Annotated in this window: 18 protein-coding genes; 9 read left to right on the forward strand and 9 right to left on the reverse strand. The window is 63.5% G+C overall.

Annotated elements, in window-relative coordinates; genetic code table 11:
- Positions 1 to 7: 7 nt before the first annotated feature.
- Positions 8 to 481 carry a ribose-5-phosphate isomerase gene (locus tag JGU71_RS26085; RefSeq protein ID WP_199707810.1) on the reverse strand — a complete coding sequence of 158 codons (474 nt, stop codon included), beginning with the start codon at positions 479 to 481 and terminating at the stop codon, positions 8 to 10.
- A 102-nt stretch (positions 482 to 583) separates the two neighbouring features.
- Here JGU71_RS26085 and JGU71_RS26090 point away from each other — a divergent pair, with 102 nt between their 5' ends.
- Entirely contained in the window at positions 584 to 1,525 is a 942-nt protein-coding gene (locus JGU71_RS26090; RefSeq protein ID WP_233530114.1) for a M48 family metallopeptidase, read from the forward strand.
- A 15-nt stretch (positions 1,526 to 1,540) separates the two neighbouring features.
- On the opposite strand, the gene JGU71_RS26095 is transcribed toward JGU71_RS26090, so the two are convergent.
- Positions 1,541 to 2,191: a mycothiol-dependent nitroreductase Rv2466c family protein gene (locus JGU71_RS26095; RefSeq protein ID WP_199707813.1), complete on the reverse strand. Its 651-nt coding sequence runs from the start codon at positions 2,189 to 2,191 to the stop codon at positions 1,541 to 1,543.
- A gap of 190 nt (positions 2,192 to 2,381) precedes the next feature.
- Here JGU71_RS26095 and JGU71_RS26100 point away from each other — a divergent pair, with 190 nt between their 5' ends.
- From JGU71_RS26100 to pepN, 3 genes are all read left to right on the forward strand, one after another.
- Positions 2,382 to 3,611, forward strand: a complete 1,230-nt coding sequence (locus JGU71_RS26100) for an NAD(P)/FAD-dependent oxidoreductase (RefSeq protein ID WP_199707814.1) — start codon at positions 2,382 to 2,384, stop codon at positions 3,609 to 3,611.
- Between the two features lie 89 nt (positions 3,612 to 3,700).
- Entirely contained in the window at positions 3,701 to 5,320 is a 1,620-nt protein-coding gene (locus tag JGU71_RS26105; RefSeq protein ID WP_199707815.1) for a Na+/H+ antiporter, read from the forward strand.
- A gap of 51 nt (positions 5,321 to 5,371) precedes the next feature.
- Positions 5,372 to 7,951 carry an aminopeptidase N gene (pepN, locus tag JGU71_RS26110; RefSeq protein ID WP_199707816.1) on the forward strand — a complete coding sequence of 860 codons (2,580 nt, stop codon included), beginning with the start codon at positions 5,372 to 5,374 and terminating at the stop codon, positions 7,949 to 7,951.
- 12 nt (positions 7,952 to 7,963) lie between these two features.
- Here pepN and JGU71_RS26115 read toward each other — a convergent pair whose 3' ends face one another.
- Positions 7,964 to 9,376, reverse strand: coding sequence for a lipase family protein (locus JGU71_RS26115; RefSeq protein ID WP_372433231.1), 1,413 nt, complete (start codon positions 9,374 to 9,376; stop codon positions 7,964 to 7,966).
- A gap of 158 nt (positions 9,377 to 9,534) precedes the next feature.
- On the opposite strand from JGU71_RS26115, the gene JGU71_RS26120 reads away from it, so the two are divergent.
- Genes JGU71_RS26120 through JGU71_RS26130 form a run of 3 tightly spaced genes read left to right on the forward strand, consistent with a single transcriptional unit; the run spans position 9,535 to position 12,001 of the window.
- Complete coding sequence (locus tag JGU71_RS26120) at positions 9,535 to 10,233, forward strand: FadR/GntR family transcriptional regulator (protein WP_199707818.1); 699 nt, start codon at positions 9,535 to 9,537, stop codon at positions 10,231 to 10,233.
- A gap of 31 nt (positions 10,234 to 10,264) precedes the next feature.
- The gene (locus JGU71_RS26125) at positions 10,265 to 11,095 is read left to right on the forward strand and encodes a sterol desaturase family protein (protein WP_199707819.1); all 831 of its coding nucleotides are present in this window, start codon (positions 10,265 to 10,267) and stop codon (positions 11,093 to 11,095) included.
- A 42-nt stretch (positions 11,096 to 11,137) separates the two neighbouring features.
- Complete coding sequence (locus JGU71_RS26130) at positions 11,138 to 12,001, forward strand: glycosyltransferase family 2 protein (protein ID WP_199707821.1); 864 nt, start codon at positions 11,138 to 11,140, stop codon at positions 11,999 to 12,001.
- Positions 12,002 to 12,060: 59 nt separating this feature from the next.
- Here JGU71_RS26130 and JGU71_RS26135 read toward each other — a convergent pair whose 3' ends face one another.
- The 3 genes from JGU71_RS26135 to JGU71_RS26145 form a co-directional block, all read right to left on the reverse strand.
- Entirely contained in the window at positions 12,061 to 12,534 is a 474-nt protein-coding gene (locus JGU71_RS26135) for a DUF5130 domain-containing protein (protein WP_199707822.1), read from the reverse strand.
- On the reverse strand, positions 12,521 to 12,781 hold the full coding sequence (gene ctaJ / locus JGU71_RS26140) for an aa3-type cytochrome oxidase subunit CtaJ (RefSeq protein ID WP_199707823.1): 261 nt from the start codon (positions 12,779 to 12,781) through the stop codon (positions 12,521 to 12,523). The genes JGU71_RS26135 and ctaJ overlap by 14 nt, the downstream gene beginning before the upstream one ends.
- A gap of 65 nt (positions 12,782 to 12,846) precedes the next feature.
- Positions 12,847 to 13,515 (reverse strand): HNH endonuclease, encoded by a 669-nt coding sequence (locus JGU71_RS26145; RefSeq protein WP_199707824.1) that lies wholly within the window; start codon positions 13,513 to 13,515, stop codon positions 12,847 to 12,849.
- Positions 13,516 to 13,752: 237 nt separating this feature from the next.
- Here JGU71_RS26145 and JGU71_RS26150 point away from each other — a divergent pair, with 237 nt between their 5' ends.
- Entirely contained in the window at positions 13,753 to 14,145 is a 393-nt protein-coding gene (locus JGU71_RS26150) for a globin (protein WP_199707825.1), read from the forward strand.
- 113 nt (positions 14,146 to 14,258) lie between these two features.
- Positions 14,259 to 15,869, forward strand: a complete 1,611-nt coding sequence (locus JGU71_RS26155) for a glycoside hydrolase family 13 protein (RefSeq protein WP_199707826.1) — start codon at positions 14,259 to 14,261, stop codon at positions 15,867 to 15,869.
- 25 nt (positions 15,870 to 15,894) lie between these two features.
- Here JGU71_RS26155 and JGU71_RS26160 read toward each other — a convergent pair whose 3' ends face one another.
- Genes JGU71_RS26160 through JGU71_RS26170 form a run of 3 tightly spaced genes read right to left on the reverse strand, consistent with a single transcriptional unit; the run spans position 15,895 to position 21,929 of the window.
- Entirely contained in the window at positions 15,895 to 16,575 is a 681-nt protein-coding gene (locus JGU71_RS26160; protein ID WP_199707827.1) for a DUF8185 domain-containing protein, read from the reverse strand.
- A 3-nt stretch (positions 16,576 to 16,578) separates the two neighbouring features.
- A complete protein-coding gene (locus JGU71_RS26165; protein ID WP_372433233.1) occupies positions 16,579 to 17,028 on the reverse strand; it encodes an acyl-CoA thioesterase in 450 nt (149 codons plus the stop codon).
- On the reverse strand, positions 17,025 to 21,929 hold the full coding sequence (locus JGU71_RS26170) for an NAD-glutamate dehydrogenase (protein WP_199707829.1): 4,905 nt from the start codon (positions 21,927 to 21,929) through the stop codon (positions 17,025 to 17,027). The genes JGU71_RS26165 and JGU71_RS26170 overlap by 4 nt, the downstream gene beginning before the upstream one ends.
- Positions 21,930 to 22,022 lie beyond the last annotated feature (93 nt).

The following is a 22,022-nucleotide window of genomic DNA, read 5'->3' on the forward strand; positions in this document are numbered from 1 at the left end:
ATCGCGATCAGTGTTCCGGCTTCGCGGGAAGCACGCCGGTCTTCTCCCAGTCGAGCAACTGATCGATGCGACGCTGATGGCGCTCCTCGCCCGACCAGGGCTCGGCGATGAAGGCGTCGACGATCGCCAGCATCTCTTCCTCGGTGTGCATACGACCGCCGATGCCGATCAGTTGCGCTTTGTTGTGCTGGCGAGCAAGTTTCGCGGTTTCGACGCTCCACGCGAGCGCGCACCTGGCGCCGAGCACCTTGTTGGCTGCGATCTGCTCACCGTTGCCGCTGCCGCCGAGGACGATGCCGAGGCTGCCTTCGTCTGCAACCGTGCGACGCGCGGCGTCGATGCAGAACGGCGGATAGTCGTCGACCGCGTCGTAGGTGTAGGCGCCGCAGTCGACGACCTCGTGTCCAGCGGCGGTGAGATGAGCCGCGATCGTGTTCTTGAATTCGAAGCCGGCGTGGTCGGCACCCAGGTATACGCGCATGACTGGAGATTGTGTCAGGCGTGATCCGCGCCCGACCGACGTAGGTAGCGGATCCGGCGTTTCAAGATGTCGGCGACGCGGTCGATCAATACAGTTTTCGCCATGTATCCACCCGAGCAACTCGCTCCGCAGCAGACGTGGGGGCCACCGCCCGTCGAACTACCTCCGCGAGGCCTGTCACCGCACGGGCGGCCGATCAGGCACAACTGGGAGATCCCGCTGCTGGTGCTCGCGATCGTAATTACCGTTGTCGCGTACGCCGTCTCGGGCGTGATGCTGATTTCCGGTCAGGTGTCCGACATTGCGGCGGTGCTGCTTGTCGCGCCGATCCTGCTCTACGTCCTACGTGGACAGAACTATGCGACCCAGCGCGTCAACGGGATTCGGATGACACCGACCCAGTTCCCCGAGGGGTATGCGCTGGTTGCCGACGCCGCGGCCAGGCTGGGTATGAAAACTGCACCCGATGCCTACGTGGTGCTCGGCAACGGCCAGATCAACGCTTTCGCGTCCGGCCACGGCTTCCGACGATTCGTCGTCGTCTACAGCGACCTGTTCGAAGTTGGCGGTGAGGCAAGGCAACCCGATGCGCTCGCCTTCATCATCGGACACGAAGTCGGCCACATCGCAGCCGGGCACGCGTCCTATTGGCGGCAACTCGGAATGTTCGCCTCGAACTACATCCCGGTCGTCGGGTCGTCACTCTCGCGATCGATGGAATACACGGCCGACAACCACGGCTTCTGCGTACGCCCGCAAGGAGCGCCCGGCGTGATGGGGGTGCTCGGCGCAGGCAAATATCTGGTCGGCCGAGTCGGATTCGACGAACTTGCCGACCGATCGATGACCGAACGCGGATTCTTCGTGTGGCTGGTCAACATTCTCGCGAGCCACCCGGTCCTGACGTGGCGGGCCGCAGCGCTTCGCGATCGCAGCCGGCACGGAAAGTTGTTCTTCCGGCCGACCGCGGACCGACTCCCGACCCCTACGGCGGCGCTGCCCCCGCCTACGCAGTATCCGACAGCGCCACCGAAGACGTTGTAGCCCAACCGAACCAACTCAATCGAATACAGGATCCTCGTGCCGCGTGCGCTTCAGCTCGAAGAAGTGCGGGTACGACGCGAGGGCAACAGCGCCGTCCCAGACGCGCCCGGCGTCTTCCCCGCGCGGGATCCTCGATAGGACCGGTCCGAAGAACGCGACTCCGTTGACGTGGATCGTCGGTGTGCCGACGTCGTCGCCGACGGCATCCATGCCTGCGTGGTGACTCTTGCGAAGCGCGTCGTCGTAGTCGGTCGACGTCGCTGCGTCGGCGAGTTCGGCAGGCAGCCCGACCTCGGCGAGCGAATCCGCGACCACTGCCGCAAGCGACTCGGCTCGGGTGTCGCGCTCGTATTCGTCTTTACGCTGATGGATCCGCTCACCCATCGCCGTGTACAGCGGGAGCAGCACCTCGTCGCCGTGGGCTTCCGCGGCGGCGATCGCAACCCGGACCGGACCCCAACCCTGATCCATCATCTCGCGGTAGTTGTCGGGTAGGTCCCGACCTTCGTTGAGCACGGCCAGACTCATGACGTGGAAGTTCGCCTCGATGTCGCGGACCTTCTCGACCTCGAGGATCCAGCGCGAGGTGATCCAGCACCATGGACACAGCGGGTCGAACCAGAAGTCGGCTGTGTCTTTTCCGTTCGTCTTGACGTCCTCGCTCACGCGTGGCTCCCTTGTGCGTCGTATCGATTTTCTGGGTCGGCAATTAGGTCTACCCACACGACGCAACACCACACCCAACGAATCTCTTCCCGCGTAGCGTTGAGGCGGCAAGCCGCTCGTGAGTCTTTTCGGTGGGCCGGCCCGCCGAAAAGACTCACGAGGCGCGCAGCGCCCTACCTTGGAGGTACCGATGAGCACACAGCCAACCTTCGTCATCGTCGGCGGCGGACTCGCCGGAGCGAAACTTGCGGAAGCTTTGCGAGACAAAGACTTTGCAGGAACAGTGATCCTGCTCAGCCAGGAGGAACACCTCCCCTACGATCGGCCGCCCCTGTCGAAGGAACATCTGGCGGGCAAGAAATCGCTCGACGGTTTCACGGTCCTCACGCGGCAGTGGTATCGCGATCACCACATCGATCTGCGGCTCGGTACCGAAGTGACTGCGATCGACCGATCCGCCAAGACGGTCTCGCTACCTGACGGTTCGACGATCTCCTACGACAAACTTGCACTCGCGACCGGATCACGCTCACGCCGACCACCGATTCCCGGCTCCGATGCGGACGGCGTCCACTACCTGCGGACCGTCGACGAGTCCGATGCGCTCGTCGACGTGCTCGCACGTGGCGGACGTCTCGCCATCGTCGGCGCAGGCTGGATCGGACTCGAGATTGCAGCCAATGCCCGCGAGAAGGGCGTTGACGTCACCATCGTCGAAGCCGCCGAGCTACCGCTGCTCGCGGCACTCGGCTCCGAGATGGGAGCGGTGTTCGCAGACCTGCACCGCGAGCATGGCGTCGACTTCCGCTTCGGCGCAAAGGTCGAAGCGATCACCGTCTCCGACGGCACAGCGACGGGTCTGCGACTGGGCGACGGAACCACGATCGACGCCGACGCCGTCCTCGTCGCGGTCGGCGCAGCGCCCAATATCGAGATCGCCGACGCTGCCGGGTTGGCCACCGACAGCGGTGTACTCGTCGACGCTTCGTTGACCACGAGCGACCCCGACATCGTTGCCGTCGGCGACATCGCCGAACAGGACCATCCGGTGCTACACCACCGCATCCGCGTCGAACACTGGGCGAACGCACTCAACCAACCCGCCGTTGCGGCAGCGACCATGCTCAGCAAGTCGGCGACCTACGAGAAGCTCCCCTACTTCTACACCGACCAGTACGACCTCGGTATGGAATACGTCGGCCACGCAACCGATTACGCGCAGGTGGTGGTCCGCGGCGACACGGCGAAGCGGGAGTTCGTCGCCTTCTGGCTCGGTGCGAACAACACCGTCAAGGCGGGCATGAACGTCAACATCTGGGACGTGACGGACGCGGTGAAGGCGCTCGTCGCCTCGGGTCGTCCGGTCGATCCGGAACTCCTTGCGAATCCGGAGGTCGGATTGGACTCCGTCTACGCCTAGGCGCGTAGCTTGCGGAGCGACCATAAAAAAAGTCTGGCCGAGTCTCGAAGAATGAGAGACACGGCCTAGGCGCATTCGATAATCGTCAGATGCGTGGAGCCGAACTACTGATCGTCATCGTCGTCGCGGTGATCGTCGCCGGTCTTGCCGAACGCCGAAACCTGCAGGCGCCGTTGGTTCTTGTTGCCGTCGGCTCCGCGGCGTCGTTCATACCGGGCCTGCATCGGCTGGAGTTGGCGCCCGAGGTCATTCTCGGTGTCGTGCTGCCGCCGCTGCTGTACTCGACGGCGTTGAAGTTCTCACTCTTCAGTTTCCTGCGCAACGTGCGGTCGATACTTTCGCTCGGCATCGGCATGGTTGTGATCACGGCGCTTGCGGTCGGCTATTCGGCGGCCTGGCTCATCCCCGAGCTCACGCTCGGCGCCGCGCTTGTACTCGGCGCGGTTGTCGCACCGCCCGATGCGGTCACCGCTGCGGCGGTCGGGCAGAAGCTCGGGTTGCCTCGTCGGACGATGACGGTGCTGACCGGCGAAAGCCTCGTGAACGACGCCGCGGCGCTGACGTTGTTCACCGTTTTCGTCGCGATCGTCACCGGTACGAAAGGACTGGCGGCCGCACCGGGCTTGTTCTTCGTCTACAGCTCGGCGATCGGCCTCGCGGTCGGTTTCGTACTGTCGACGCTCGTCCGGTTCGCTCGGTCCCGAATCGACGATCCGTCGCTGGAAACCGTGCTCGGACTTGTCCTCCCGTTTGCTGCCTACTTGGCTGCCGAGGAGATCAACGGCTCGGGTGTGCTCGCCGTCGTCATGGCGGGTTTCGCCATGGGCCACAACGCGACCGACGCTTCGGTCGGCACCCGTATCTCGGAACGCCAGGTCTGGAATACCGTCAGTCTGCTGCTCGAGACCTTCGTGTTCGCCTACATGGGCCTGCAGCTGAAGTTCGTCATCGACGACGTGCAGCGCGAGGGATTGCCGACCCACCACGTCTTCGCGTGGGCGCTTGTCATCCTGGTGATCGTCATTGCAATCCGACCGCTCACGATCGTGGCCGTCCGGGGTGTGCAGTGGGCGGTGTCGAAAACCCTCGGGCGACCACCGCGGCCGCTCGATTGGCGCCGCGACGTCATCGTCTCGTGGACCGGTATGCGTGGCGTCGTCACACTTGCGGCCGCGGGTGGTGTGCCACTTGCCGCGGGGTCGGAGGAGTTTCCTGGCCGCGGCGTGATCTTGGCGGTCGCGTTCGTCGTGGCGGTCGGCACCTTGTTGATCCAGGGCCTCACGCTGCCGGTCCTCATCCGTCGCCTCGGCGTCGACGGTGCGGCCGATGCCGCGTGGCTCGCCGACCAGCGTCACCTAGCGCGCAAGATCAGTTCGGACGCGGCCATAGCAACGCTCGAGGAGCTGAGGCAGCACCCACCGGCGAAACTCACCAAGGCCCAAACCGAGGCGATGACTCAGATCATGAAACGCTGGACGTCGGCGCGTGCCGCCACCGAAGAAGCAGAACAAGCAGAAGAGGCGCAGGAACGTTCCGCTCGCAACGCCAAGTTCGGAGCAGCGCTGAATCAGCTGCGGCACCGGGTACAGACGGAACAGCGGCGCGCTCTCATCGCCGCGCGGGACGAACGAAAGCTCGACGACGATGTGATGCGCGAAGCGTTGGAAAATCTTGACGCCGAGCAGGCAGCGACGCAGGCTCGGCTTTGACGGCCATACTCGATCCAGCACAACCGAACATACGACGTGAAGGGAACCCTTGTGGCGCCACCGAATTTGACGCGCGACCAAGCAGCGGAGCGATCCACGCTCCTGGCCGTCGACAACTACCGGATCGAACTCGATCTCACCGACGGCGCAGGCGGACCAGGTGAGAAGACCTTCTTCTCCCGGACAACGGTGACCTTCGACGCTATGCCTGGCGGCTACACGTTCGTCGACATCGTCGCTGCGGGCGTTCGTTCGGCGACGCTGAACGGAAAGTCGATCGACGTGAGCGACTACAACGAGTCGACAGGCATCGAGCTGCGAGATCTGGCTCAGCGCAACGAACTCGTCGTCGAAGCGGATTGCGAGTACTCCCATACCGGCGAGGGCCTGCACCGGTTCGTCGATACGACCGACGACAGCGTGTACCTGTATTCACAGTTCGAGACCGCGGACGCGAAGCGGATGTTCGCCTGCTTCGACCAGCCCGACCTCAAGGCCACCTTCGATCTGACCGTTGCGGCTCCCAACGGCTGGAAGGTGATCTCGAATTCGGCGACGCTCGGCAACGACGGCGGCGCAGCCGACAAGCATCACTTCGCGACGACACCGAAGATGAGCACCTACCTCGTCGCATTGATCGCCGGACCGTACGCGCACTGGAGTGACAGCTACACCGACGAACACGGCACGATTCCGTTGCGGATCTTCTGCAGAGCTTCACTCGCCGAGCACATGGACGCGGAGCGACTGTTCACCGAGACCAAGCAGGGCTTCGAGTTCTACCACCGCAACTTCGGCACACCGTACGCATTCGGCAAGTACGACCAACTCTTCGTGCCCGAATTCAATGCCGGCGCAATGGAAAACGCAGGCGCAGTGACGTTCCTCGAGGACTACGTCTTCAGGTCCAAGGTCACGCGCTACTCCTACGAACGCCGCGCCGAGACCGTGCTGCACGAGATGGCGCACATGTGGTTCGGCGACCTCGTGACCATGACGTGGTGGGACGACCTCTGGCTCAACGAGTCGTTTGCGACGTTCGCCTCGGTGCTGTGCCAGGCGGAGGCGACCGAATACGTCAATGCGTGGACGACGTTCGCCAACGTCGAGAAGGCGTGGGCATACCGGCAGGACCAATTGCCGTCGACCCATCCGATCGCCGCCGACATTCCCGATCTTGCTGCGGTGGAAGTGAACTTCGACGGCATCACCTACGCGAAGGGCGCAAGCGTCCTCAAGCAGTTGGTCGCATACGTCGGGCTCGAGCCATTCCTTGCGGGGCTGCGCGATTACTTCACCGAGCATGCCTTCGGCAACGCCACCTTCAGCGATCTGCTGTCCGCGCTCGAAAAGTCCTCCGGCCGTGATCTTTCCGACTGGGGTTCGCAGTGGCTGCGGACCACGGGCCTCAACACACTGCGCCCGGAGTTCGAGACCGACGCCGACGGCAACTTCACGTCTTTCGCTGTCGTGCAGGACGGTGCCGCGCCCGGCGCCGGCGAGCGTCGTGTGCATCGCCTCGCCGTTGGTGTCTACGACGACACAGACGGGAAACTGTTGCGCACCAATCGCGTCGAACTCGATGTCGAAGCAGTCGAACGCACCGAGGTCCCCGAGCTGATCGGCACGCCACGCGGCAAGTTCGTTCTCGTCAACGACGACGACCTCACCTATTGCTCGGTGCGGCTCGACCCCGATTCGCTTGCCGTTCTGATCGACCGCATCGGCGACATCGGCGAACCCCTCCCCCGGACCCTCGCCTGGTCGGCGGCATGGGAGATGACGCGCCAGGCGGAGATGAAGGCGCGCGATTTCGTCTCGCTCGTCCAGCGTGGCATCGGAACCGAGACCGAAGTCGGTGTGGTGCAGCGGATTCTGCTCCAAGCCCAGACCGCGATCGGCGCGTATGCCGATCCTGAATGGGCAGCGACGCAGGGTTGGCCGAATTTCGCCAATCGTCTGCTGGAGCTTGCCCGTGAGGCAGAGGCCGGTTCGGATCATCAGCTCGCATTCGTGAATGCACTGACGTCGTCGCTGCTGTCGGATTGGCATGTCGAGGTCATCCAGGAACTTCTGGATGCCGATCCCGCGACGCTTGGCCTACCCGGACTCGTCATCGACACCGACCTGCGCTGGAAACTCGTCTATGCGCTCGCTGCGGCGGGCGAAATCGATTCCGACGGTGTCGCAACGCCGTTCATCGATGCCGAGGTGCAGCGTGATCCGACCGCGGCAGGCAAGCGGCAAGGTGGCATGGCCGCTGCCGCACGACCGCAGGCCGACGTCAAGGCAGATGTGTGGTCGCGCGTCGTCTCCGACGACACGATCCCGAACATCACCGCTCGGGCCATCATCGGCGGCTTCGCACCGCACGGCCAGGGTGAGCTGTTGGCGCCGTACCTCGCGAAGTACTTCGACGACATCACCGACGTCTGGGCGCGTCGGTCGAGCGAAGTCGCTCAGACCGTCGTCATCGGGCTGTACCCGTCGTGGGCGGTGAGCGACGAAGCAGTCGCTGCTGCAGACGAATTCCTCGCTGGTGACCATCCGCCGGCGCTGCGTCGTCTCGTCGTCGAAGGCCGCGCCGGAACGGTTCGTTCACTGAAGGCGCGGGCCTTCGACAGCGAGTAAGGGATAACGCGCTCAGGCGCTGAGCCTTCTGGCATTACGAGCTCGGACGCGTTCGCGAATCGTCGTCGGTTCCGAATTGCGTCCGAGCTTGCGGCCGAGCACTACCTTGCCCGCGGCCCGTGCGAGAGCCACAAAGCCTCGAATGGCGCTTGGATTCAATGCCATCGAGAGCACTGTCTTGGTGCCTGCGTCCGGCAGCGCACGTCCCGCGAACCGATCCGACAACCAGTCGAGAACGGTCGGCGCGGCTAGGACCATCAACGACAGGTGTTCGCTGCACCGGTCGCGGCGGTAGGTGACGTGTGCGCCACCGTCGACGTAGCGATTCACCTGACCGTCGACATCCTCGATATGGATGATCTGGTCGTGGATCGGCTGGACGACGAACAGCGGGCAGGTCGGGGTGCGTTCCCCGAGGCGGATATCTTCGAAGACCTCGAGCACCTCGGGCGTGGCGAGCAGGTCAGCGAGCGGAATATCTGTGTAATCGTCGAAATCGTCGCGGGCGAAACGGACGATCGCGGCGACGGTACCGAGTTTCTCGATCAGATCGAGCTTGCGGAGACCGTCGTTGTCGACGTGCTGCTCTATCACCTTGTCGAGCCCCGGGTAGATGTGCCGCAGGCCCGCGACGACGAGAGCCGGAAGCCCCGCATGGAACGTGCCGTTGAGCCGAATGAACGTCTGGCCCGGATCACCGACCGGTGCGCCGAGGGCAGCGCCGACGATGTCGAGCTCCGGTGCGTAGTCGGGTGCCATCTCGACGACCCACGAACTGGCCATACCGCCGCCGGAATAGCCCCACACACCCACCGGGGTGTCGTCGCGAAGGCCGAGCGGGCCGAATCCGAGTGCGGCACGGATGCCGTCGAGGACCCGGTAGCCCGGCTCGCGTGCCGCGCCGAAGTACCCGTTCTGCCCCTCGTGGTCCGCGATGGAGACAACCCAACCACGGTCGAGCGCACTGGCGATGACCAGCAGTTCCAGCTGCGGCACGGCCCCGGGCGCCCAGGCGCCGCGGCGGAGCGCATACGACGGAAACGCGCTGTCCGCGACAGCGTCGATCGCGCACTGGTAGGCGAGGAGCGGCCGATCGTCGCCGGGTTCCACGCCGGACGGCAGCAGCACGGTCGTGATGCCTGCTTCGGCAACGCCGTTGAGATCGGACGTGCGGTAGAGCAGCTGCCAGGCGGTGATCTGCTGACGGATGACGCCGAGAAAGGCCAACTCCACCTCGCGACTGCGCAGCAACGTGCCTTCGGGCAGAGTGGCGAAACCGCTCGGCGGATCGTAGAAGGGATCGTGTGCAGGCAGGCGCGGCCGACCCGTCGGCTTCGGCAGTGTCGGTTCGGGTGTCCACCCGGAGTTCACATCAACTCGGACGCTCAATGCAGGCTCTCTTCGGTCGGTCCGTGTCCTCGGCATGCAAGTGCAGCTCCGAAGGCGTGCGTCGGGAATCGTGCGGCTGACACAGGTGTCAGTCCTTCGATGCTAACAGCGCCGCTCACAAACGGTACACCCGTACACTGAACAAACTGGTACAATCAGTTGACAAGTTGACCTCTAGCCGTCATCCTCTGTTCATGTCGATCAGCCCGATCCCTCGCGCCGCCCTGTCCGACGCCGTATTCGGCAGACTGGTCGACGAAATCCTGTCCGGCCGGTTGCTGCCCGATGACGCATTGCCTGCCGAGCGCGATCTCGCCGAGACATTCGAGGTCAATCGCCACGCAGTCCGGGAGGCACTCAAGCGGGTTCAGCAGACCGGCTTGATCCGGATCACGCAGGGCGGCAAGACCCGAGTACTGGATTGGCGATCGAACGCCGGACTCGATGTTCTTGTCGCATTGACCCACTCGGGTGTCGTGCCACCGATTCGACTACTGCGCGACATGGCCGAGATGCGCCGATCGGTCGGTACCGATGGGGCGCGACTGTGCGCCGAGCGCGCGACGGATTCCCAACTCGCCCTCGTTGCCACCAGCGCCGATCGCTACCCCGTCGGCACCTGCACGTTCGCCGAACTCAGCGCTATCGACCGGACCTTCTGGACCGCCGTCATCGACGGTTCGGACAATCTGGCCTATCGCCTCGGTCTCAACACGATCGTCGGTGCGATCGACGAAATCGGTGCACACCACCTGACCGGATTTCCCGCCGAACTCGCCGACCGTGACGCGCACATCGCCTTGGCCGACCGCATCGTCGCGCGGGATGGCCTGGCCGCTCGCGATCTCGCAGAACAACTATTGGGGCGCGTCGTCGTCGCCCTGGACAACTAGCGACCGAGTACTCCACACAGAAGGATGAACGATGTTCGACCTGATCCTGCACGCCATTCCCGTCTTCGCCATCTGCCTTGCGCTGGAAGCTGTTTCGTTCCACTTCCTGCCGGACGACGACGAAAAGGGTTACGAACTTCGCGACGCGACGACGAGCCTGTCGATGGGCCTCGGCCAGGTGTTCATCAACATCGGCTGGAAACTCGTCGTCCTTGCCGTCTTCGCCGCCGCCTACTCGGTGGCACCGTTTCACCTACCGGCCGACAACCCACTCGTCTGGGTCGCGCTCTTTTTCGCTGACGACTTCGCCTACTACTGGTATCACCGACTGCACCACGAGGTCCGCGTGCTGTGGGGCTCGCACGTCGTCCATCATTCGAGCCAGTTCTACAACCTCAGCACCGCGCTACGCCAAACCTGGACACCGATGACGGCACTACCGTTCTGGCTGCCTCTCGCATTCCTCGGATTCTCGCCGTGGATGATCCTGACCCAGCAGGCCATCAGCCTCGTCTACCAGTTCTTCCTGCACACCGAGCGAGTTCAGAAGCTGCCGCGGCCGTTGGAGTTCGTCCTCAACACGCCGTCGCATCATCGCGTCCATCACGGTTCGAACCCCGAATACCTCGACACGAACTACGGCGGAATTCTGATCGTCTGGGACCGGCTTTTCGGTACCTTCGAACCGGAGGGTGCGCGGGTTCGGTACGGATTGACGAAGAACATCGAGACCCACAATCCGGTGACAGTTGCGTTCGGCGAATACCGCAACATCGTTCGCGACGTACGCACCGCGACCGACTGGCGGGCCCGCTTCGGCTACGTCTTCCGTGGACCCGGCTGGACCCCGACAGCCCAGTAGCGTCGTTGACCGCGTCGCGACGCGTCCGATAGCGTCGATGTAATGCCCGTACCAACACTTTCGGTTGTCATACCCGCATACAACGAAGAGCACTACATCGGACCGTGCCTCGATGCCCTCCTCACCCAGGAGGACGACCTCCACGAAATCATCGTCGTCGACAACAATTCGACCGATGCGACCGCGGAGGTCGTTCGCCGCTATCTAGCTGATCATCCGAAATTGACCTACCTCAACGAGGAGCGGCAAGGCGTCGCCTTCGCACGCAATCTCGGGTTCGACACTGCCACAGGCGAAATCCTCGGCCGCATCGACGCGGACTCCCGGGTCTACCCCAACTGGACCTCGACGGTCCTCGAGTTCTTCCAACGCGATGGCATCGAATCCGTCGGCGGTATAAGCGGTTTGAACAACTCCTACGACTCGCCGTACCGAAAGCTCAAGGGCTGGTTCGTCGATCGCCAGGTCCGCCTCGGTGCCATGGGCGGTGATCGAGAGATCAGGAATCTGCACGGCGCGAACATGGCCATTCGAAAGTCGACGTGGATCGAAGTTCGCGATGCGACGAGCACCGACAGAGAGATCCACGAAGACCTCGACCTCGCACTGTGCATCCGCGCAAAGGACATCTTGATCCTGCAGCTGTCGGACATGCGTGTGGACATTTCCCCGCGCCGGGCCTACACACCGCCACGCGAGTTCACGAGCTACATAGATTCCGGTACGAAGACCTTCGAATTGCACGGCATGATGACGCCGCTGATCGAGAAGGCGCTACGGCAACACAGGAAGTACCACGTCTTCGTCTACCTGACACATCGTCCGTACGACCCCGACCTCGGCAGGTTCTCGCTGCGCCGGTTGTTCAAGGGTCCGAAGTCGCGCAAGCTGCCCATAAGCAGCTGACTGCTCGAGCGCGGTCGATGGGCCTACGCACCCCTCGACCGCGCTCGAACGCGAAGCGCCTATGGAGCCTTGATTGCTGCGCTCATCACGCGGACGGCAGCGACGATCCCGTCGATGAGATCACCGGCCCCGAACGACGCGACGGCTGCGGTGACGCCGAGCTGCGCAACACGATCGTTGACGCGAGCCGCGACAGCTTTGCCGGACCGAATCTCGACCACTCTCTGATTGGGCGATACCGCGATCAGAGCCGAGCGTTCGAACTCCGGCGTCGTCGGAAACAGCTCGTCTGCGCCCGCGGCAGGGTTGTTGCCGAGATCGCCGAGGTAGACGTTGAATCGGACCTTGGTCGACCGCGTCGCATCGGTGAGCGCGTTGTCGAGCCTGACCATTTCCATATCCGTGAACGGCAGTTCCGGGAACTCCTCGCCTGCGCGATGAACTGCGGATACGCGTCCGCTCGCTGTCACGACCGAGCCGAGCGGCAGCTCCGATTCGACGACCGCGGGGTAATGCTGGCTACCACTTGCCACTTCCCTTACCTCCGATCAAGTCTGCGGGGGCGGCCGCGATCGCAGCATGCCCGCCATGGTGGCCGTGCGAGGTGACCTCGTCGGTCGCGCTCCACAACACCGGTGCGTGTGTCCACGACTTGCCGAGGTCGTAGTGCTCCGGATGCTTACCCGGTATCGGGTTGCTGAGGTAGGAAAGCCCACCTACGACCGCTATGACCAGGAGGGGTATCCCTCCGAAAATCAGCGTTGTCTCGAGAATGCTCACGCACCAAACCTAGTCGAGAGATCCGCTGATTCCTATCGAAACGTGTCGAAACGTGCCCAAACCTGCTACGCCGCACCCTCACCCAGGTAGCGCAGCCACATCGGGTCGAGTTCCTTGGTCGTGGCAAGCAGGCGCCAATGCGGCCCCTTGGGCGGGACAAGCTGTGCGCGCATCGGCCAGCCGAGCTCGCTGAGCAGTTTGTCGGCCTTGCGGTGATTGCACGGCGCACAACTTGCGACGCAATTTTCCCAGGTGTGCTCGCCGCCGCGGCTGCGCGGGATGACGTGATCGATCGTCTCGGCTTTGCCACCGCAGTAGGCGCAACGGAAGCGATCTCGATGCATGAGGGCCGCGCGGGTCATGGGAATTCGCGCGCGATACGGCACACGGACATAGGTGCGAAGGCGAATCACGGACGGAACCTGGATCGAACAGCCAGCGGAATGAATCACCGGGCCTGCCGGATCCTCGTGCACGGCGAGTGCCTTCTCGCAGACGAGAAGTACGACGGCGCGACGAACGGGAAGTGCGGTCAGCGGCTCGTAGGTGGCATTCAGAAGCAACACCCGGCGCTTGACCCAGGCAGGTACGGCGTCGTCGGTCAGGGTCGCGGAAGCGGGACCCGACGATGGACTTTCAGGGATGACGTGAAGAACAGCAGCCCCCGACGCTGCGCTGTGGGCGCCGGTGGGCTCGAGTTGTCGATGCGTCCGAGCATCATGCCGGTGCTTCATACGACCTCCCGGTGGTGCAGAGTGAGCCGACCCGCCTCGATCGAGCACTAGAGGTGAGCCTCTCGGAGATTGCCACCAGTGGAACACGGATATCCGACAGATGCACGCTGATTTCCAACAAAGTCGCAGGCTGTCCGGTGAACAGATGGTGACGTGCCTCGACGATCGCGCGGACTTGTCCAACGGGCACAATGGGACCTGACCGAACAAGACAATCCGACGGGGCGATCCAACACGGTGACTAGCGCAGAGACCTTCTACGAAGCAGTCGGCGGGGCCGAGACCTTTCGCCGACTGATCAACCGCTTCTACCGCGAGGTCGCGGTGGACGAAATTCTGCGCCCGCTGTATCCCGAGGAAGATCTGGGCCCGGCGGAGCGTCGGTTCCGCATGTTCCTCGAGCAGTATTGGGGCGGCCCGCGGACGTACTCCGACGAGCGTGGGCATCCACGTTTGCGGATGCGACACAATCCTTTCCGAATCGGGCCGATCGAACGTGACGCCTGGTTGCGGTGCATGTACGTCGCGATCGCGTCGATCGAGCCGGAAACCCTCGACGACCAGCATCGCAAGGCATTGACCGACTACATGGAGATGGCCGCGCAATCGATGGTCAACTCGCCGCTCTGAGTCCGCCGACCGTGAATTTGCTTGGCATTTGCCAGGCTTGGCGCGAGCGGCACGGTGGACCTACAGCACTGCAATGTCGTCGATGTCGCCGTTGTTTGGCACTATGACCACTTGTGGAGGAACTAAACAACTCGGGGGCGACACCGGCGGCTGCACCGCGGCCCACCGATCCGTGGTGGCGCAGTGCCGTTTTCTATCAGGTGTATCCGAAGTCGTTCGCTGACTCGAACGGTGACGGTATCGGCGACCTCGGTGGTGTCAGAGACAAGCTCGGCTATCTCGAACTGCTCGGAGTGGACGCGCTCTGGCTCTCCCCCGTCATGCGCTCCCCCATGGCCGACGGCGGCTACGACGTCTCGGATCCGCGCGACATAGACCCGATGTTCGGCGGCCTGGAGACCATGGACGCGCTGCTCGCCGAAGCACATTCCCGCAAGATTCGCGTGACGATGGACCTGGTGCCCAATCACACGAGCATCGAACATCCGTGGTTCCAAGCCGCTATTGCTTCAGCACCCGGGAGCGCGGAACGTGACCGCTACATCTTCCGCGACGGTCGTGGCATCGACGGCTCCGAACCGCCCAACAACTGGCCGAGCATTTTCGGCGGCCCCGCGTGGACCCGGATCACCGAAGCAGACGGCACACCCGGCCAGTGGTACCTGCATATTTTCGCGCCGGAGCAGCCCGACCTCGATTGGGAAAACCCCGAGGTCTTCGACGACCTCGAGAAGACGCTGCGCTTCTGGCTCGATCGCGGCATCGACGGCTTTCGCATCGATGTGGCACACGGGATGGCGAAGCCTGCCGGCATGCCTGACATGGACATCTCCGAAAACAAACTTCTCGCCAACTCCGACAACGACCTCCGTTTCGACAACGATGGGGTGCACGACATCCATCGCCGTATCCGCAGCATCATCGACGAGTACCCGGACGCGGTAACCGTCGGCGAGGTGTGGGTCGAAGACAACGATCGTTTCGGTGCCTACGTTCGTCCGGACGAACTCCATCTCGCCTTCAACTTCCGCCTTGCCGAGGTCGCGTTCGACGCTGCCGCCGTTCGCGCCGCGATCGAGAATTCGATGGCAGCGGTCGCCGGCGTCGGTGGCGCACCGACCTGGACGCTGTCCAACCACGACGTCGAGCGCGAAGTCACCCGCTACGGTGACGGTGAGATCGGACTCGCCCGCGCCCGTGCCATGGCTCTGGTCGAACTCGCGCTTCCCGGAACGATATTCGTCTACAACGGGTCCGAACTCGGACTGCCCAACGTCGACCTACCCGACGAGGTGTTGCAGGATCCGGTGTGGGAGCGCTCTGGGCACACCGAGCGGGGCCGCGACGGCTGCCGGGTTCCACTCCCGTGGGAGGGTTCCGCTCCGCCGTTCGGTTTCACAACTGCCGACAGGTCGTGGTTGCCGATGCCGGCCGAGTGGGCCGACTGCTCCGTCGAGGCACAGATCGAGGACGTCGCGTCGACGTTGTCGCTCTATCGACACGCGATCGAACTGCGCGCCGTACGTCCGGAGTTCTCCGGCGACGACATCGACTGGTACGGAAGCCCTTCCGGCTGCCTCGCCTTCCGCAGGCGCGGCGGGCTGATCTGTGCACTCAACACCACGACAGCGCCGATACCGCTGCCGCCCGGCGAGGTCCTGCTGTCGAGCGTGCCGATCGAGGGTGGTCGCCTACCCGCCGACGCCGCAGCCTGGCTGGTGTAATCAGCGCGGAGTTGGAAAGCACGGTCTAGGCGAACTGCAATCCGGTTCCGCGGTGCTTGAGGACGGATCCGTAGCGCGCATCGAGGCGTATCCACGACTTGCTTGCTCGCACGCGGACCAGTTCGTCGGCGTCGATACGGTCCAGATCGAGACCCGCCGTCATCTGCTCCTGGCCCGTGTGTGGGATGAAACCCATTGCGGTGAGCGCGAATACGATGCGCATCGACACACCGAACTGCTCGCCGCCGCCCTCGACCTCGAGGACCTCCTGGTCGAGTAACGAGACTGGCGGGCCCTGGTTACTGCCGTGTTCTTTCGCCAATGCGGCGCCGCGCTGGGCGAGGTCGACCAGCACGCGGGCCGGGACGTCGTCGACGTGTGCGAACCCTTTGTCCGGCGGCAACGCTCCGCGCCAAGACGAATCCATCGAGTAACCGAGGTCGATACGTGACCCCGATTGCAACTCGCTCAGATTTCGCTGCAGTGCATCGGCAGCGGCGGTGGTGTCGTTCGGTCGCACGACGCCTTCGATAACTCGCACGGCTAATGTATCGAAACCCGTTGTGGTCCAGGCTCCGACGCGATTGTCGGGACGTTGCCGAAACCGCACTACCGCAGCGTCGTCGAGCCTGATCGCTCTGCCGACGAAAGTGGCCAGGTTCGCACGCTCGATCGGATCGGGAACGTCGAAATACCGTTCATGCACGGGTCACACCCGTCGCCAGCTCTCCAGGTAGGCCTTCTCTTCCGGGGTGAACCGGCGAAGGCGTTGTGCCTCGATGTCGAACGCTGCGATCTGCGTTGTCGCGGTGACGGAGGCAGGCGAATCCTGCGCGGCACCGACCGCGCGGACCTCGTAACCGACGGTGAAGTCGACGGCTCGCAGTTTGTCGACCCACATGACGATGTCGAGCGGGGTGTCGTCGTGGCGCAACTGACCGCGGTACCGCACATGCAGATCGACGATGACAGCGCCGTCACGCAGCGTTTTCGTCGGTCGGTCGTCGTAGAACAACCACGGGATTCGGGCCTCTTCGAGCAACGTCACCATGCGTGCATGGTTGATGTGCTGGAAGGCGTCCATATCCGACCAGCGGACCTCGACCTTCGTGTGAAAACCAACTGCCTCCGAGCCGTTCAAGCCGACTGGCTCTGTCAACGATTTGCCTCCGATTGCGATCCGACACCGCTGACCATGCTACGGACCTGCCGTGCGGCCACCGACAGGGTGGCAAGGTCGTGGGTGCCGGACTCGAAGATCTCGGACAGCGCGTTGCGGGCGCGGCCCAACCGCGACTGGTTGGTCGACTCCCAGTATTCGATCTTCTCCTGCGGCGACTCGTCCGGTTCGCCCGAGGCGAGTACGTCCATAGTCAACGACCGCAACGATGCGTACAGGTCGTCGCGCAGTGCGAGTCGAGCAAGAGCGTGCCAACGATCGCCGCGCGCCAGATGGTCGACCTGTGTGAGCAACCAGTCGATCGAAAGGTGTGCGTCGAGCGCGAAGTACAGCGTCGCGACCTCGTCGCCCTCTCGCTCGGTGATGTCGGAGATGTTCAGAATGTCGAGTAGTGCGAACAGGTCGAGCAACCCGTACACGCGCTCGGCAAGTTCTTGCGGTGCACCGAGTTTCACGCTCGCGGCCGTCCGCTCGTGGAAGCTGGTCGCACGGTGGCCCTGCAGCAGGCTCGGCACGATCGGCGCGAGTTCGCGCACTCCCCTGCTGAATCTGTTGATCTCGGCACCGACTGCGATCGGCTGTGGCCGGTTGATCAGGAGCCAGCGTGACGCACGATCGAGGGTCCGCTTGGATTCACGTTCGAGGTCGTCGAGTACGTGCACACCCTTGTCGGAATTGCGGATTTCCTGCCATAGGTTCCGCAGGTCGAAAATCTCGACGGAGGCGTTGTAGGCGCGCACGGAGTCGGTACTCGTCGCCCCCGCTTCCTCCGACAACCGATAGGCGTAGGTGATGCCGCCGTAGTCGATCGTCTCGTTGGCAATCATCGTCGTGACGATTTCGCGACGTAGTGGATGCGACTTGATCGCCTTGCCGAACCGCTCCTGCAGCGGCGTGGGAAAGTACGACGGCAGCCTGCGCGCGAACACCTCCAGGTCGGGCAGATCGCTCTTGAGCAGATCGTCCTTCAGCGAAAGCTTCACGTGCGCCATCAGATTCGATAGCTCGGGCGACGTGAGTCCGGTACCGTCCTGGCGCCTGCGAGTGATCTCCGCTTCGGACGGCAGGGCTTCGAGTTCGCGATCGAGACCGTGATGCGATTCGAGTTCGCCGATCACCCTGCGATGCACACTGAGCATCGGCCCGGCATCGGAGCGGGACAGTCCCATCAGGAAGTTCTGAGAGATGTTGTCTTCCAACACCAGTCGGCTGACCTCATCGGTCATCGACGCCAGCAACGGATTTCGGTCCTGCTCGGCAAGTTCGCCACTGCTGACCAGTCGATCGAGCATGATCTTGATATTGACCTCGTGGTCGGAGCAATCGACGCCAGCGGAGTTGTCGAGGGCGTCGGTGTTCATCTTGCCGCCGTTCTGGCAGAACTCGATGCGGCCCAACGCAGTTGCGCCGAGGTTGCCACCTTCTCCGACGACCTTGACCCGAAGGTCGCTACCGTTCACCCGGACCGAATCGTTCGCCTTGTCACCGACGTCGCCGTTGGACTCGGTGCTCGCCTTGATGTAGGTGCCGATGCCGCCGTTCCAGAGCAGATCGACCGGCGCGAGGATGATGGCCTTGACAAGTTCCGGCGGCGACAGCGAGGTGACGGATTCGTCGAGGCCCAACGCTTCTCGCGCCTGCGGGCTGATCGGTACCGACTTGACCGTCTTGTCGAAGACGCCGCCACCTTCGCTGATCAGCGACGTATCGTAGTCAGCCCACGACGATCTCGGCAACGCGAATAGCCGCTCACGTTCGGCAAACGACGGTGCGGCAACAGGATTCGGGTCGAGGAAGATATGGCGGTGATCGAAGGCTGCAACGAGCCGGATCTTCTCGCTCAACAGCATTCCGTTGCCGAAAACGTCCCCGCTCATGTCTCCGATGCCGACCACCGTGAACTCTTCGGTCTGGGTATCGATGTTCATCTCGCGGAAGTGCCGCTTGACGCTCTCCCATGCACCCTTGGCGGTGATGCCCATCGCTTTGTGGTCGTAGCCCGCCGAACCGCCGGAGGCGAAGGCATCGCCGAGCCAGAAGCCGTACTTCATGGCGACGCCGTTCGCGATATCGGAGAACGTCGCCGTTCCCTTGTCGGCCGCGACGACGAGGTAGGTGTCGTCACCGTCACGCCGCACGACCCGTTCCGGTGGGACAACCGCGCCGGTCGCTCGGTCGACGTTGTCGGTCACATCGAGCAGGCCGGAAATGAAGAGGGTGTAGCAGGCGATGCCTTCGTCACGGAAGGCCTGCCGATCTGCGGTGGCATCGTCGGTCGGTGCAGGCGGATTCTTCACCACGAAGCCACCTTTCGCACCGACCGGCACGATGACGGCATTCTTGACGGCCTGCGCTTTGACCAACCCGAGAATCTCGGTACGGAAATCTTCCTGTCGGTCCGACCATCGCAGACCGCCGCGGGCGACGGTGCCGAACCTCAGATGCACACCTTCGACGCGCGGCGAATAGACGAACACCTCGAAACGTGGCCGTGGCTTGGGCAATTCGGCGATCTCGCGTGGTTCGACCTTGAAGGAGAGGTAGCTGCGCTGCTCCCCGTCGGGGTCGAGGACGAAGTAGTTGGTGCGCAACGTCGCTCGGATCAGCCCGAGGATCGCACGCAGGATTCGGTCGGCATCCATGCTGACGACGGCATCTATCTTCTCGCGCAACTGTGCGTCGATGTCGGCAGCACGATCGACCGACGCGGAGTCCGGATCGAAGTACGCCTTGAACAGGTCCACAAGTAGCCGCGCGGTCTCCGGGTAGGCGAGCAGTACGCGCCCGATGTTCGAGTGGCTGTACGGAAAACCTGCCTGCCGCAAGTACTTTGCGTACGCGCGCAATATTGCTACCTCGCGCCAGTGCAGCGCCGCCCGCAACACGAGTTCGTTGAAGCTGTCGGACTCGGCCAGGCCGTACCACGCCGCCCTGAACGCGTCCGTGAAACGTTCCTGCAGATCGAGCGTGGCACCCGCACCGTTGGCTTCCGCCAAGGTCGAGTCCATGTTCTGGTCGAGCGAGCCGCGAAGCAGTTCCGGCCTCGCGACGAGACCGAAGTCGTAGATCCAACGTTCGGTACTGCCAAGCAGATTCACCTGATACGGCCGCTCGTCGAGCACCTCGACGCCGAGACTTTGCAGTACGGGCAGCACCTGGCTCAGCGAGACACCGCTACCGCCGATGTAGAGCGTGAAGCGCCAATACCCTTTGTCCGCCTTCTCGTTTCGGTACAGATGCAGGTCGATGGAACCTTCTTCGAGGCCATCGAGGCGCGCGATGTCCGCAAGTGCGCGCTGCGCGGTGAAGTCTTGTTTGTACGCCTCAGGTAGGGCGTCGGCGTATTGCTGCGCCAACGCGGGCGGGACCGATACCTCGCCGGCTCCGACAGCGTCGCCGAGGTGGTCGTCCCACGACCTCGTTGCGTTCGCAAGCAGTTCCTGGATCCGCAGCCTGTTCTCGTCGGAGGTGTCGACACCCACCTGCGCGTGCGCGTCGTCGCGTCGCACCGTGAAATGCACGTTCGCGAGATCGGATTCGGTGACGCGCGCCGAGTACTCGATCGAACTGCCGCCGAGCTCGCGGGTCAGAATGTCCTGCATCGCGAGCCGGACCCTCGTCGTGTAGCGATCACGCGGCAGGTACACGAGGCAGGACACGAAATGCCCGTACTGATCGTCCCGCAGGAACAGCCGAACCTGGCGCCGCAGACCGACATTGAGCACCGACGACGTTGTGCGGAACAGCCGCTCGGCATCGGAGGAGAACAACTCGGTACGGGGGAAGGACTGAATGACTTCGAGCATCGCCTGCCCGGAGAACGAGTTGATGTCGAAGCCTGCACGATCGATCACAGCTCGGACGCGACGTTCGATCACGGGAATATCGAGCACGTTCTCGTGCAAGGCCGTCACGGTGAAGACCCCGACGAAAAGGTGCTCACCGGTGACGTTGCCGTCGGCATCGAACGACGCGACCCCGACGAAGTACGGGTACACGGAGCGATGCACGGTCGCGGGCACCGAACCCTGAGTCAGGACGAGCAGGGGTCGGTCGCCGCCCGACACCGGGACTGCGATGTCCGCGCCGGCGGCCGATCGGGTATCGCTGCGAAGAACACCGAGCGCGCTGCCAGGCACGCGGTGTTCGCCTGCGCCCTCGCGCTCGTAGCGCGTGTAGCCGAGCACGGTGTAGTGCCCTTCGGCCAACCAGCGCAACATGTTTGCGCAATCGGTGAGGTCTGCCTTTGTGTACGGACCGATCCCTGCCGCGGCCGCCCGGTCCATCTCGTCCGCGAGTTCGCGGTGGACGGCGCGCATGGCGTCGGTGTCGTTGACAACCTGGCGTACGTCGTCCAGCACGTCACGGGTCGCGGTCTCGACTCGGTCGAGCAGAGTCGGATCGGTCGACGGGTGCAGTTGGACGTGCATCCACGACTCGCGCTGCCACCCTTCGTGCGACGTTTCGGGGTCGTGCGGGACGGCACGCAGAAGACGTCCGTCGCTGTCTCGTTCGACGTCGAAAATCGGGTGGATGACCTCACTCAGGCTCACTCCGATGCGACTCAGCATCGACGTTATCGACTCGACCAGCAACGGCATATCGTCGTTGACGATCTGCAATGCGGCACCGAATCGATCATCGACACCGTCGGTCGTCACTCGGTACAACTTCGAAATCGATTGCCCCGGTTGACGAACCATTGCCAGGTCGACGTGTCGCTGGAAGACGTTCTCCGACGAACCTGCGATTGCGCAGTCGGCATCACCTGCGTCGACATGCCTGAAGTACGCGCTTTCGAGATTCGCGATGTCGGCCCGAAGCCCATCGGGCAGCTCGGCTGCCCACTCGGTATCCAACGTGCCTGGCGAAGCGGTCATCGGAGCCCACCCTCTGGTCTCTTTTTGCGTACTAGCGTTGCCGAAACGAGCCTAGCCGGGAGGGCCTCGTAACAGTGTGGAAACACCGACCGG

This window comes from Antrihabitans stalagmiti (assembly GCF_016482825.1).
Classification (GTDB): Bacteria; Actinomycetota; Actinomycetes; order Mycobacteriales; family Mycobacteriaceae; genus Antrihabitans; species Antrihabitans stalagmiti.